This is a genomic window from Mesorhizobium sp. M7A.F.Ca.MR.148.00.0.0 (assembly GCF_003997735.1).
Classification (GTDB): domain Bacteria; phylum Pseudomonadota; class Alphaproteobacteria; order Rhizobiales; family Rhizobiaceae; genus Mesorhizobium.
Genome location: NZ_RZTB01000061.1, coordinates 1 through 13,337 on the forward strand (window position 1 = coordinate 1; position 13,337 = coordinate 13,337).

The window sequence follows — 13,337 nt, forward strand, 5'->3', positions numbered from 1 at the left end:
CCCAATTGCACCGACAAACTGAGCCGACAGAACGCCGCAGCCCGCATCCGGTTCCAGCCGGTACCGGCTGCGCGATGTGCTGGCCGGACGACCGTCAGCTGTGGGCAAAGATATCCTCTTCGTCCCAGCCCATCAGGTCAAGCTTGGCACGCGTCGGCAGGAAGCGGAAGCAGGCATCGGCCTCCTTGGTCCGCCCATCGCGCGCCAGGCGTCCGGCGAGCACATCGCGCAAACGGTGCAGATAGAGCACGTCGGAAGCGGCATATTCGAGCTGTTCGGGCGACAACGTCTCGGCCGCCCAGTCCGACGATTGCTGCGCCTTGGACAGGCCGACGCCGAGAAGCTCGAAGCAGATGTCCTTCAGCCCGTGGCGGTCGGTGTAGGTGCGGGTCAGCCGCGAGGCGATCTTGGTGCAGAACACCGGCTCCGGCATCACGCCGAACGCATTGTAGAGCACGGCAAGATCGAAGCGTCCGTAGTGGAACAGCTTGGTTACGCCACGGTTCCGCAGCAGGCTGACGAGGTTCGGCGCCTTCTTCTGGCCAGGCGCGATCTGGATGACGTCGGCCGTGCCGTCGCCGGGCGAAATCTGCACCACGCACAGCCGGTCACGATGCGGATTGAGCCCGAGCGTCTCGGTGTCGATGGCCACTGCCCCGACATTGTAGTGCGAGAGGTCGGGCAGGTCGTTTTTATGGAAACGGATATCGGCCATTGTCTTCTCCGGTCGAGCCCTACAGTGTCCCCTGACCCGCAAGGGACGCTGCAGCGCTTTGTCTTGTGGCCCGTCCTCGCCGCGATCCGCTGAAAAATCAACAGGAAAACAGGGGTTCCGCCGCTCAGCGCGTCAAGGCATCGAGAATCCGCGCCCAGGAGCGCTGGCCCTTGTGGAAGGAGCTGAGCTCGTATTTCTCGTTGGGCGAGTGGATGCGGTCGTCGTCGAGGCCGAACCCGACCAGCAGCGATTCCATACCGAGATAGGTCTGGAAATCGCCGACAACCGGAATGGAGCCGCCGCTGCCCGTCGTCACCGCCGGCTTCGGCCATTCGTCGGACAGCGCATTCTTGGCCTTGGCCAGGAAGGGCGAGTCGTAGGAAAGCTGGATTGCCGGCGAGCCGCCATGCGGATGGAATTCGACTGAACAGTCGGCCGGAATTCGCTCCTTGACGAATTTCTGGAACGCGGCCCGGATTTTCTTCGGGTCCTGCTTGTGGACGAGGCGAAACGACACCTTCGCCGAGGCTTCGGCCGCGATCACCGTCTTGAAGCCCTTGCCGGTGTAGCCGCCGATGATGCCGTTGAACTCGGCCGTCGGCCGCGCCCAGGTCAACTCCAGCACGGAGCGGCCCTTTTCGCCCGACGGGATCGACAGGCCGACCGGTCCCAGGAACGTCTCGGCGGTCTCGCCGAGCGTCTCCCATGATTTCAGGATCTGCGACGGTGTTTCCTCGACGCCGTCATAGAAGCCGGGGATGGTGATATGGCCGTCCTTGTCGTGGATATCGGCCAGCACCCTGGCCAGGATGCGGATCGGATTGGCGGCGGCACCGCCATAGAGGCCGGAATGCAGGTCGCGATCGGCCGCCTTCACCGTGATCTCCTCGCCGACCAGCCCGCGCAGTCCGACGCAGATCGACGGCGTGTCGCGGTCCCACATGCCAGTATCGCAGACAAGCGCGAAATCGGCCTTGAGTTCGTCGGCATTGGCTTCGAGGAACGGCTTCAACGAGGGCGAGCCGGACTCCTCTTCGCCCTCGAACAGGATGGTGATGCGGCAAGGCAGATTGCCGTGCACCTGTTTCCAGGCGCGGCAAGCCTCGACGAAGGTCATCAACTGGCCCTTGTCGTCGGCCGACCCGCGTCCGGTGATCACCTTGTGATCCGGCCCGACCTCCTTGACAGCAGGCGCGAACGGATCGCTTTCCCACAATTCGATCGGATCGACCGGCTGAACGTCATAATGGCCGTAGAACAGCACATGCGGCGAACCGGCCGGGCCGTCATGGTGCGCAACCACCATCGGGTGGCCTGATGTGTCGCGAACGCTGGCGTCGAAGCCGATCAGCTTGAGTTCGGCCACCAGCCATTCCGCCGCCTTGCGGCAATCGGCGGCAAAGGCCGGATCGGTGGAGATCGACTTGATCTTGAGCAAGCCGAACAGGCGCTCGAGGCTCTGGTCGAGATTGTTGTCGAGACGGTCGAGGACGGGGGAAATTGCGGACATATGTGAAGCCTTTCGATTCAGAACCCGAACCGTAAAGGCAGGACAGGAAAACGAAAAGCCCGCGATCATTGGACCACGGGCTGCAAACGTCTGTCTGGGATAAAAAAGACCGCCGTGGTGGAGGGGGAACCACGGCGGCCTTCTACTCGAAACGATGCGGCAGCCCGGAGAGGGGGGATAGGCTGCCGCAGGTGTCCGGGATAGGCGGGGGACGGGCCTTGCTCCGGACTCGGCGAAAACTGCCGATGACGTGTATTTGGGTCTCTGAACGTGGCGATTCAAGGGCACGAAAATTACAGTTTTGTAACATAGGCGTGAGCAGGGTGACGGCGATCTGTCAGGGTGTTGCCGGAACCGATAGTCGACGCTGCCTTTGGCATGGACCAAGCCGCCGCGCCGCGCTATCCCTGCCGGCATGAAAAAAGGCGATCATCTCTTCCTTGTCGACGGCTCCGGCTACATCTTCCGTGCCTATCACGCGCTGCCGCCGCTGACCCGCAAATCCGACGGCCTGCCGGTGGGCGCCGTTTCCGGCTTCTGCAACATGCTGTGGAAGCTGATGCTCGACGCCCGCAACACCGATGTAGGCATTGTGCCAACGCATTTCGCCGTCATTTTCGACTATTCGTCGAAAACCTTCCGCAACGACCTCTACCCCGAATACAAGGCCAACCGCTCGGCACCGCCGGAAGATCTGATCCCGCAATTCGGCCTGATCCGCCAGGCGACCAGGGCGTTCAACCTGCCCTGCGTCGAGATCGAAGGCTACGAGGCCGACGATCTGATCGCCACCTATGCGAGGCTCGCCTGCGAAGCCGGCGGCGATACCACCATCATCTCCTCCGACAAGGACCTGATGCAGCTGGTTGGCGATACGGTCGCCATGTACGACCCGATGAAGGACCGCCAGATCGGCATTCCGGAAGTCATAGAAAAATGGGGCGTGCCGCCGGAGAAGATGGTCGACCTGCAGGCGCTGACCGGCGATTCGGTCGACAATGTGCCTGGTGTGCCCGGCATAGGGCCGAAGACGGCGGCGCAACTGCTCGAACAGTTCGGTGACCTCGACACGCTGCTGGCCCGGGCCGGCGAGATCAAGCAGGACAAGAGGCGCGAATCGATCATCGCCAATGCCGACAAGGCGCGCATTTCTCGTCAGTTGGTGACGCTGATGAACGATGTGCCGGTGACCGAGGGACTGGAGGATTTCGTGCTGCACGCGCCGGACGGTCCGAAGCTGATCGGTTTCCTCAAGACCATGGAATTCACGTCACTGACCCGCCGTGTGGCGGAAGCGACCAGCACCGAGGCCGGCGACGTCCAGGCCGTCGCGGTCACCGTCGAACGCGCCGATCATGCTCATGGCCCAGATGTCGGGGCCGGGTTGCCGCCGGTTGCCCGAAACGCGTCCGGCACTGAACCGGACGAAGCCGGCGGGACGGCGGAGACGTCAAAACAAGGCGATACCCCTTCCCTGCTCGCGGCACTGCGGCTGGAGCGCGCGGCCACCGGCAAGATCGATATTTCTGCCTATCATTGCATTCGCGATGTCTCGACCCTGAAAGCCTGGGTGGCCGAGGCACGGGAGGCGGGCATCGCCGCCTTCGATGTCCGGGCAACATCGGCTGATCCGATGCAGGCCGAACTCATCGGCATGGCCATCGCCACAGCGCCCGGCCGCGCCGCCTACATTCCTTTTGCCCACATGAGCGGCAATGGCGACCTGCTCGGTGGTGGCGCGCTCGAAAACCAGATTCCGCTGCGCGAGGCGCTGGCCGTGCTGAAACCGCTGCTCGAAGACCGATCGGTTCTCAAGGTGGCGCAGAATCTGAAATACGATCTTGTCATCATGAGCCGCTACGGCATCGATGTCGCGCCGTTCGACGACACCATGCTGATCTCCTACGTGCTCGATGCCGGCACGCCCCATGGTCATGGCATGGATGCGCTTGCCGAAAAGTGGCTCGGTCATACCCCTCTCCAACTCAAGGATGTGACCGGCTCGGGCAAAAGCTCCGTCGGTTTCGATCAGGTCGACATCGACAAGGCGACGGCTCATGCCGCTGAGGACGCCGATGTGACGCTTCGGCTCTGGCTGGTGCTGAAACCGCGGCTTGCCGCCAAGGGCCTGGTGTCTGTCTATGAGCGGTTGGAGCGGCCGCTGGTGCCGGTGCTGGCGCGCATGGAACAGCGCGGCATCTCGGTCGACCGGCAGATCCTGTCGCGGCTCTCCGGCGAACTGGCCCAGGGCGCCGCTCGCCTTGAAGAGGAAATCTACCAGCTCATCGGCGAACGCATCAACATCGGCTCGCCAAAGCAGCTCGGCGACATCCTGTTCGGGCGCATGGGCCTGCCCGGCGGTTCCAAGACCAAGACCGGCCAGTGGTCGACCTCGGCGCAGCTTCTCGAAGATCTCGCTGCCGAAGGCCACGAACTGCCGCGCAAGATCGTCGACTGGCGCCAGTTGACCAAGCTGAAATCGACCTATACCGATGCGCTGCCGGGCTTCATCCATCCCGACACCAAGCGCGTCCACACGTCCTACGCGCTGGCCGCGACGACGACGGGCCGGCTGTCGTCCTCCGACCCGAACCTGCAGAACATCCCGGTTCGCACCGCCGAAGGCCGCAAAATCAGGACCGCCTTCATCACCGACAAGAGCCACCGCCTGGTCTCGGCCGATTACAGCCAGATCGAGCTGCGGGTGCTCGCCCATGTCGCCGAAATCCCGCAATTGCGGCAGGCTTTCGCCGACGGCGCCGACATCCATGCCATCACCGCGTCGGAGATGTTCAACGTGCCGGTCGAAGGCATGCCTTCGGAAGTCCGCCGCCGCGCCAAGGCGATCAATTTCGGCATCATCTACGGCATCTCGGCCTTCGGTCTCGCCAACCAGCTGTCGATCCCGCGCGAGGAGGCAGGCAACTACATCAAGAAATATTTCGAGCGCTTCCCCGGCATCCGAGACTATATCGAGGAGACCAAGGCCTATGCCCGCGAGCATGGCTTTGTCGAAACGATCTTCGGCCGCCGCATCCATTACCCCGATATAAGATCGTCCAATCCCTCGCTCCGCGCGTTCAACGAGCGCGCCTCGATCAACGCCCGCCTGCAAGGCACCGCCGCCGACATCATCCGCCGTGCCATGATCCGCATGGAGGAGGCGCTGGAAAAAGCAGGCCTTTCGGCACGCATGCTGCTGCAGGTGCATGACGAATTGATCTTCGAGACCGTCGAGGCAGAAGTCGAGGCAACGATCCCGGTCGTGCGTCACGTCATGGAGAACGCGGCGATGCCGGCGGTCTCGATGTCGGTGCCGCTGCACGTCGACGCGCGGGCGGCGAACAACTGGGACGAGGCGCATTAGCGCCAACGCAAGGTGTGTTGAGATTCAGGTCAGGCCGAGCCGAAAATGGTGGATTCCGAGAACCGGAGCGGAGCATACTTTTCGTACGTGAGCACAGTTCTACCGCGACGCGGTAGAACGGGGAAGCGCAGGTATCAGCCATTTGCAGGCCGGCATCACCTGAATATCAACGCACCTTAGGCCGCTTCGGCCAGGCACTTGGCACACGTCCCGCGAAATTCGATCACCGCCTTCTTGGCGGCGAAGCCGGTGGAACGCACCCATTCGTCCAACTGGTGGCCGACATCGTGGTCGGACATTTCGGTGACCTGCCCGCATGTGTCGCAGATCGCGAAGGCGGTCATCGAATGGCTGTGGTCGTGCGGCTCGGCGCAGGCGACGAAGGAGTTGATGCTTTCGAGCCGATGCACGAAACCTGACTTCACCAGCGTATCGAGCGCGCGATAGACCTGGAGCGGCGCCCGAAAACCGCGCTCGCGCAATTGGTCGAGCAAGGTGTAGGCACTGAGCGGTCCGCTGGCGGTCTCGAGTTTCTCGAGCACGCACAGCTGATTCTTCGTCAGCACATCCCTTGCCGCCATGATCCTGTTTCCAACTCGCCTTGCGTCGCTTGTGCCGCGCACAAACGATCCATGTCCCATCCAGATAGCGACGAACAGGCATTTTTGCTACTGTTTCCAGCATTCTGCCCGCGAGGCGGTCGAGAACATCGATCGGAGCGGGGCAACAGGCAGGTTGCTCTGCGATGTGACGTTCAAAATACTGACAATATCTTCGGCAAGGATTGCCGCGCTTGGAAATACGGTCGGGCTTGGGGAAGCAATCATGATCAAATTGACGCGGCGGACGCTGCTGGTCGGCACGTCCGCCTTGACCATGGCCGGCATGGTATCGTTCCGGACCATGGCCGCATCGCGCACCTACCATGCGCTGCTGGTCGCCTGCACCGAATATCCCAACCTGCCGCAGAGGAACTGGCTTGTCGGGCCGAAGAACGATGCAGCCCTCGTCCGCGACTATCTGCTGAAGAATGTGCCCGACCCCGTGCGGTTCGCGCCGGAGAACGTCACGCTGCTCGCCAAGGATGTCCCCGGCGCCAGTGGCCTGCCGACCCATGCGGCGATCAAGGCTGCATTGGCCGACCTTGCCGCCAAGGTTCAGCGCGACGATTTCGTCTATCTGCATCTGTCCGGTCACGGTGCCCAGCAGCCGCAGATGGTCAAGGGCGACGAGACCGACGGGCTCGACGAGACCTTCCTGCCCGTAGATATAGGCAAATGGATCAACCGCGATGCCGGCGTGCCCAATGCGCTGATCGACAACGAAATCGGCGCGGCACTCGACGCCATCCGCGACAAGGGTGCTTTCGTCTGGGTTGTGTTCGACTGCTGCCATTCCGGAACCGCGACACGCGCCGTCGAGGTCGATGACGAGCTGGAGCGCAAGGTCGAGTTCGCCGACCTGGTCGGCGGCAACGAGTCCGAGCGGGCTGCCGCGATCAAGGCCTATGACGAGGTGATTTCGGTCGCTGGCTCGCGCGGCATCGACGACAATGGCACGCGCAAGCCCGCCTTCACCCTGACGCCGACCGGTGGCGAACCGATCACCAAGGGCAAGCTGGTCGCCTTCTATGCCGCGCAGACGGTGGAGACGACGCCCGAGATGCCGTTGCCCAAGGGCATCGCGGATGCGCCGCGCTTGGGCCTGTTCACCTTCACCATCCTGTCCAAACTGGCCGAGAATCCCAACGTCACCTATCGCCAACTCGGCCAGGCCGTGCTGCAGCAATATTCGGCCGACAGCCGCACCCGGCCGACACCGCTGTTCGAAGGCGAGTTGGACGCACGGGTGTTCGGCACCGACAAGACCGACGCGGTCATGCAGTGGCCTGTCGTCATCAAGGACGGCGAAGCGACGATCGGCGCCGGGCTGCTGCATCGCCTCACCCCCGGCAGCAAGCTCGCCATCCTGCCATCGGCGCTGTCGCCGCTGTCCGACGCTGTCGGATTTTTGGAAGTGCAGTCGGCAAAAAACCTGGAAAGCCGCGTCAAGCCGGTCGAGTTCGACAAGAAGCCGGCGCTCAAAGTCGCCGACATTCCCGCCAACGCCTATGCGCGGGTGGCGGAGATCGCCGTCGACTACAAGCTCGTCTTGGCGCGGCCGGCCATAGCCAAGGGACTTGAGAAGGAAACCGCTCTGGTCAATTCGGTTCTCGACGAACTGGCGACAGCCAGGGAGACCGGCTTCAACATCGAGCTGGTCGAGCCCGGCAAGAGCGCCGACCTCCGCTTTGCGGTGATGCGCGAGAATGCCGTTCCCGGCGTCAAGGATGCGACCGACAAGCCGGCGCTGTGGTTCCTGCCGGCGTCGGGCGACGTGAGCCTGAAGGAGGGCGGCAAACCGCCGCTGATCATCATTCACGACCGCCACAAGCTGGCCGATGCAACGGCCAGGAACCTGCGCACCATCTTCCGTGCCACCGGGCTTTCGCGGCTGGCGGCGGCCTCCGACTACAAGCCCGAGGACGTCGACGTCCAGTTCCAGGTCAAACGCCGCGACAAGAATGGCCTCGAACCGCTGCAGGCTTCGGTGGTGCCGCGCGTCTCGCCGGGCGACGAAGTGCATGTGCTGGCCAAGAACGGCTCGGACCTGCTGGTCGACATCAACGTGCTCTATGTCGGCAGCGACTATTCGATCACTCATATCGTTGCCGAACGCCTCGCCCCGCAGGCCACGCTCGAGGAGGGACTGCTGGCCTTCACCGACACCAGCTTCGGCATGGAACGGATGATCGCGGTTTTGACCGAGGCGCCGCCGGAGAGCGAGAAGCAGGATCTGAGTTTCCTGGCGCAGGACGGCGTCGCCTCGGCGACGCGTGGAACGGGCTCCGCCGGCTTCTCCGACATGCTGACCGATCTCGGCATGGCGCCGGCAACCCGCTCGGTGATGCGGCTTGCCGACAAGAGCGGCCCGAAAGGCGCGGTGATAATCTTCCCGATGGAAACGGTGCCGCGCGCCTGACCGGATGCCGGCGCCAAAGCCTCACGGCTCTGTTGCGCCGGCTCTTGCGCGATCGGCGCGATATGAGAACATTCCCGGCCGCGTCCTGGCGCATGACGGCCGGATGAAACGGATAGGATCGATTGTGAAGAATTCTGTGTTTTCCTGGCGTGGAACGGTAGCCGGCCTTGCCGGCGGCCTGTTGCTGATCGCCAACGCTTCGGCGGACGAGGCCTGCGGCCTGTGCGTCAAGCAGATCGTCACCAACTCGGAACTGGCGACGTGTTTTCTCGATCAGTACGACCAGTTCGCCAAAAGCGGCAGCGACGCGGTTATCGTCGATCTCAGCAACTGCGCCTCGCGCGGCGTCGTCGAAGCCTTGCCGTCCCCCAACAAGGGGGCGGCGGAGCCCGACGTACAGTTCATGATTTCGCGCCTGCAACTGGAATGCCTGAAACGGAAGCTGGAGACGCCGGGCATCGTGCTGGATCCCTCCGCCACCATTGAACTGGACAGCTGCGGATGAAGAAGCCAACGGGCAACACCAGGCAGACGGCAGTGACCGCACCCGCAAAGGCGCAGGCCGGCAAACCGGTGCTGCAGGAAACCACCGAAGGTTTCCCGTGGCCAAGCAGCCACGAGATCAAGAAGGAGAGCAACCCGTTCACAGACCGCGACTGGCGCATGCTGGTCTATGCCTGGTCGGGCATGGCAGTGCGTCTCGCCATCATCTTCACCTTGATGTTCTCGGTCTACCAGTTCCTGGCCAACCAGGAACAGAAGCGCGTCGAGCAGACCATGTCGCTTGTCGAGCTCTGGGAAAACAAGGACTACCAGCAGGCGCAGCGTGCCCTAAAGGATCGTCTGACGGGCCTCAACGCCAAATATGACAATCTGCTCAGCGCCAACCCCTCGCCGACCGAGGAGCAGGTGTTCCGGCAACGGATCGGCATCGAGGCGATGACCGCCGCCGGTGGTGATATGCCACTCGCCGATTTCAGCGAGAATTTCGACCGCATCGTCTATTTCCTCAACCGGCTGTCCTTCTGCGTCGACGGCGACCTGTGTTCACGCAAAGTGACCGATGCCTATTTCCGCGATTATGCTGTTTCGTTCTGGAGCTATTTTGCCGGCTACATTGACAAGCAGCGCAAGGCGGGTTCTCCCACTTTCGCTTCGGCAATCGAGACCTATGTGCGCAATGGGCCGCCCACGGCCGAAGCCAAATAGCGGCGCGAAAAAGGCGGCGGGATTGCGCCGCCGCCTTTGTCTCCACCGCGAATGCGCAGCGATTATTTATACAGGCTGTTGATCCACTGGACGTTGGCAGCATTCAGGCGCACGGCGGTGTTCGCGTCGGGGCTTTCCGCCACGTTGACACCGGTGACGATGCGCTGCTTGGCCTTGTTATCGTAGGCATAGACCGAACTGCCGCTCGACCCTGGGAACGTATCGCAGTCGTACTGGAAATATTCCGGCGCGATGTTTTCGGCATGCACTTCGCAGTTTGCCTTCCACATCGTGCCCATCGGCTTGTCGCCGGGATAGCCAACGAGATTGGCGGTGAAGTCGCCGAGATCGTCATAGTTCGCATAGCCCAGCCAGCCGAGATTGGTGCCGACATCCTGCTTTAGCGTGACGACGCCGAGATCCCACAGCAGGACCGAACCATAATAACCCTGGTAGTTGTCGATGAAGCCTTGCAGCACATAGGCGCTTTCGAAGGCGAAGGCGCCGAACGGTGCGTCGTCGGCCGTGCTGCCGTTCAGCCCCGGCACGAACAGGTAGTCGGAGAGCCAGTCCTTATCCTCATGACTGTAGAGGCAGTGCGCGGCGGTGAGCACCGTGCGCGGGCCGATCAGCGTTGCCGAACAGCTGCCGAAGCTGCCCGTCTTCGGCGATTTGGCTTCGAGATAGCCTATTGCCGAGAACGGATAGGTCTTGGTGTTCTTGACCTGCTCGCGATCGTCGGTGCCGAAGACCTGACGGCCGGCTTCGCCTTCGCCGAGGTCCGGATCCTCGGTCTTGCGCTCGGCCCCATCTTTTCCAGTGGCCGGAGCGTTCAGTTCCTTGATGATAAGCTCCCGCAGCGCTTCGCTCGGCTCGATCTTGATCTCCTTGCCATCGGCGGACCGTCCGACGATGCCGTAGGATTTGACAGCCGTTGCCTCGTCGGCAAGCGGCGCGGCGCGGCTGTCTTCGTCGGTCAGCTTCGGTGGCGCGATTGGCTTTGCCCGCCCGGGCTTGTAGTCGCCTGAAGTCGCGTCGCGCGCGCTTTCGCCATTGCCGGCACTGGCAGAGCCAGGATCGGCGGCGAAAGCTGGAACCGCCCACATTGCGGTGGAAAGCAATGTGGACGCAATGAGTGCGTTTGTCAGTTTTGTCATGGTGAGACTCTCCCAAAAGTCAGCAAGGACTGGATCAAAATACAGAAATATTGTCGAGATCGTGGTGGCGTCGAAAAAGGAGTTTGGTTACCGCACTTGAAATATGACCATCGCCTATGCGGTCGGTCAAAAGCCCCCGCTAAAGACACCCGCGCGGATATATTGCCTAAATTAATACAACATTGGAATGACAATTAGCTTCCACATAGCCCGTGGAGGGCTATAGGGTTTTGAACGGGGTCTGCACAGGAACGCGATACGCGAAGCAGTGCCTGACTTGGTGTCCCTGCCGTGCCGCTGCAACGAAAGCTGCGCGGCCTGACCACCAGTCTGAGGCTTGCTTTGTTGATCATGCGCCGGGGCTGGTCCGCTCGGGTACATATCAGGAGGGCTTCAGATGAACATCATCCATCGGTTCAGGCCGATCGCCGCTGCATCGCTGCTCGGCATCGCAGCCGCCCTTGCGGCAGCCAATTCCACCCAGGCCGACGAAGCAGTCGCCCGACCGGAGGCAGCAGTCTCGCCAATGAAGCGCGTGACGGAAGCCAGGGCGAAAGCCGCGGCGGAGAACCCCGACGCAGCCGACCGCGTCTATGGCGGCAACCAGGCCGAAAAGGGAGCCTATCCGTTCCAGGTCGCGCTGCTCACCACCGACAGGCTGGACGAGAACCCGGCCTCGCAGGCCAATGCCCAATTCTGCGGCGGCAGCCTGATCGCGCCGCAATGGGTGCTGACGGCAGCACACTGCCTCAACGACAAGGGTCAGCCGGTTTCGCCGGAGAGCGTCACCGTGCTGACCGGTGCAACCGATCTCAGCGAGGGCAAGCGCCACAAGGTGGTGGAGGTCATCGTCAACGAAGCCTACAGCGAGCAAACGCTCGACAACGATCTCGCCCTGCTCCGGCTTGCCGAACCGGCCGATGCGCCGACCATCAAGGTCGCCCATGAGGCAACGCCCGACACCGGCAAGACGACCGTCATCGGCTGGGGCAAGATGCAGGACGGCACCTTTCCGACCACGCTGATGGTTGTCGATCTCGACCTGCAGCCGAACCAGGCCTGCAACAGCGGCATCAAGGCCATCTATGCGCGTGATCTGAAGGCAGCGCTCGGTGATCTGTCCCGCCGTATGCGCTATTCGGAAAAAGGCATCGACGCGGCCGCCAATGCGATCGCCGCCGACATGACCGACCCGCTGACCGGCAACATGATCTGCGCCGGCACCACCAGCGGCGTGCGCGATGCCTGCAACGGCGACAGCGGCGGCCCGCTGTTCATGACCGGTGCCGAAGGCCCGGTCCAGGTCGGCGTCGTCAGCTGGGGCGAAGGCCCGGCTGACGGCAGTGCGGCGTGCGGCCACAAGGAGGCCTACGGCATCTACACGCGGCTGGCCAACTACACCGGCTGGATCGAGGCGAAGATGAAGACCTCGGCTCCGGCGCCGGCAAAGCCCAAGGCGGGACTGGGCACCGCCCAGAAACCGAAAACGCCCTGAAGCAGCGCTGTTCGCTTTCAAGCAAAACGGCGGGAGAGGTTCCCGCCGTTTTGCTTGCCGGCTTATCGAGAGGACTTATTTTCGCGGCGGGCCTTTGCGCTCGGCGGAAGCCGCCCACAGATTAATGTCGGATTCGCGCGCATAGGTGTCGATCTCGGCGAGTTCGGCATCGCTGAAGTCGAGCACCTTGAGCGCGCCGACGCAGTCCTCGACCTGCTCCGGCCGGCTGGCGCCGATCAGTGCCGAGGTCACCCTGCCCTTGCGCAGCACCCAGGCCAGCGCCATCTGCGCCAGCGTCTGCCCGCGCTTGCTGGCGATGGCGTCGAGCGCCTTGATGTTGGCGATGGTCTTGTCGTTGATGAAGGCTGTCTTCAGCGACTTGCCCTGGGAGGCACGGCTGCCATCGGGAATGCCGCCGAGATACTTGTTGGTCAGCATGCCTTGCGCCAGCGGCGAGAACACGATGGAGCCGACGCCGAGCCCTTCGAGCGTGTCGAGCAAGCCATCTTCCTCCACCCAGCGGTTCAGCATCGAATAGCTCGGCTGGTGGATGACGCAAGGCGTACCAAGCTGCTTCAAGATATCGGCGGCCTCGCGCGTGCGCTGCGAATTGTAGGACGAGATGCCGGCATAGAGCGCCTTGCCCGAGCGCACGGCATGGTCGAGCGCACCCATCGTTTCTTCAAGCGGCGTGTCGGGGTCGAAACGGTGCGAATAGAAGATATCGACATAGTCGAGCCCCATCCGCTTCAGGCTCTGGTCGAGGCTGGCCAGAATGTATTTGCGCCCGCCCCATTCGCCGTAGGGACCGGCCCACATCTCGTAGCCGGCCTTGGTCGAGATGATCAGCTCGTCGCGGTAGG

At 62.7% G+C, this 13,337-nt stretch carries 10 protein-coding genes; 5 read left to right on the plus strand and 5 right to left on the minus strand.

What is annotated here, in order from left to right; all coding sequences use genetic code 11:
- Positions 1-94: 94 nt before the first annotated feature.
- Both EOB49_RS20910 and EOB49_RS20915 read right to left on the minus strand, forming a co-directional pair.
- Positions 95-715 (minus strand): ribonuclease D, encoded by a 621-nt coding sequence (locus EOB49_RS20910; protein WP_095084743.1) that lies wholly within the window; start codon positions 713-715, stop codon positions 95-97.
- A 124-nt stretch (positions 716-839) separates the two neighbouring features.
- Positions 840-2,225, minus strand: coding sequence for a M20/M25/M40 family metallo-hydrolase (locus tag EOB49_RS20915; protein WP_127382127.1), 1,386 nt, complete (start codon positions 2,223-2,225; stop codon positions 840-842).
- A gap of 415 nt (positions 2,226-2,640) precedes the next feature.
- On the opposite strand from EOB49_RS20915, the gene polA reads away from it, so the two are divergent.
- Positions 2,641-5,592 carry a DNA polymerase I gene (polA, locus tag EOB49_RS20920; RefSeq protein ID WP_164762617.1) on the plus strand — a complete coding sequence of 984 codons (2,952 nt, stop codon included), beginning with the start codon at positions 2,641-2,643 and terminating at the stop codon, positions 5,590-5,592.
- Between the two features lie 176 nt (positions 5,593-5,768).
- On the opposite strand, the gene EOB49_RS20925 is transcribed toward polA, so the two are convergent.
- Positions 5,769-6,173, minus strand: a complete 405-nt coding sequence (locus tag EOB49_RS20925; RefSeq protein WP_109658718.1) for a Fur family transcriptional regulator — start codon at positions 6,171-6,173, stop codon at positions 5,769-5,771.
- 244 nt (positions 6,174-6,417) lie between these two features.
- Between EOB49_RS20925 and EOB49_RS20930 the strand changes: the two genes are divergently transcribed.
- The 3 genes from EOB49_RS20930 (at position 6,418) to EOB49_RS20940 (ending at position 9,822) form a co-directional block, all read left to right on the plus strand.
- Entirely contained in the window at positions 6,418-8,613 is a 2,196-nt protein-coding gene (locus EOB49_RS20930; RefSeq protein WP_127382128.1) for a caspase family protein, read from the plus strand.
- A gap of 124 nt (positions 8,614-8,737) precedes the next feature.
- Positions 8,738-9,118: a hypothetical protein gene (locus EOB49_RS20935; protein WP_127322033.1), complete on the plus strand. Its 381-nt coding sequence runs from the start codon at positions 8,738-8,740 to the stop codon at positions 9,116-9,118.
- Positions 9,115-9,822: a hypothetical protein gene (locus EOB49_RS20940; protein WP_127382129.1), complete on the plus strand. Its 708-nt coding sequence runs from the start codon at positions 9,115-9,117 to the stop codon at positions 9,820-9,822. Before EOB49_RS20935 ends, EOB49_RS20940 begins: the two co-directional genes overlap by 4 nt.
- A 62-nt stretch (positions 9,823-9,884) precedes the next feature.
- Here EOB49_RS20940 and EOB49_RS20945 read toward each other — a convergent pair whose 3' ends face one another.
- Positions 9,885-10,979: a serine protease gene (locus EOB49_RS20945; RefSeq protein WP_127382130.1), complete on the minus strand. Its 1,095-nt coding sequence runs from the start codon at positions 10,977-10,979 to the stop codon at positions 9,885-9,887.
- 397 nt (positions 10,980-11,376) lie between these two features.
- Between EOB49_RS20945 and EOB49_RS20950 the strand changes: the two genes are divergently transcribed.
- Positions 11,377-12,474 carry a trypsin-like serine protease gene (locus tag EOB49_RS20950; protein ID WP_127328244.1) on the plus strand — a complete coding sequence of 366 codons (1,098 nt, stop codon included), beginning with the start codon at positions 11,377-11,379 and terminating at the stop codon, positions 12,472-12,474.
- Positions 12,475-12,549: 75 nt separating this feature from the next.
- Here EOB49_RS20950 and EOB49_RS20955 read toward each other — a convergent pair.
- A partial coding sequence (locus tag EOB49_RS20955) for an aldo/keto reductase (RefSeq protein WP_127382145.1) occupies positions 12,550-13,337 on the minus strand: 788 nt, incomplete at its 5' end.

Coding starts and splice junctions, on each gene's coding strand:
- EOB49_RS20910 (WP_095084743.1), bottom strand. CDS start 715: ATGGCCGATATCCGTTTCCATAAAAACGACCTGCCCGACCTCTCGCAC.
- EOB49_RS20915 (WP_127382127.1), bottom strand. CDS start 2,225: ATGTCCGCAATTTCCCCCGTCCTCGACCGTCTCGACAACAATCTCGAC.
- polA (WP_164762617.1), top strand. CDS start 2,641: ATGAAAAAAGGCGATCATCTCTTCCTTGTCGACGGCTCCGGCTACATC.
- EOB49_RS20925 (WP_109658718.1), bottom strand. CDS start 6,173: ATGGCGGCAAGGGATGTGCTGACGAAGAATCAGCTGTGCGTGCTCGAG.
- EOB49_RS20930 (WP_127382128.1), top strand. CDS start 6,418: ATGATCAAATTGACGCGGCGGACGCTGCTGGTCGGCACGTCCGCCTTG.
- EOB49_RS20940 (WP_127382129.1), top strand. CDS start 9,115: ATGAAGAAGCCAACGGGCAACACCAGGCAGACGGCAGTGACCGCACCC.
- EOB49_RS20945 (WP_127382130.1), bottom strand. CDS start 10,979: ATGACAAAACTGACAAACGCACTCATTGCGTCCACATTGCTTTCCACC.
- EOB49_RS20950 (WP_127328244.1), top strand. CDS start 11,377: ATGAACATCATCCATCGGTTCAGGCCGATCGCCGCTGCATCGCTGCTC.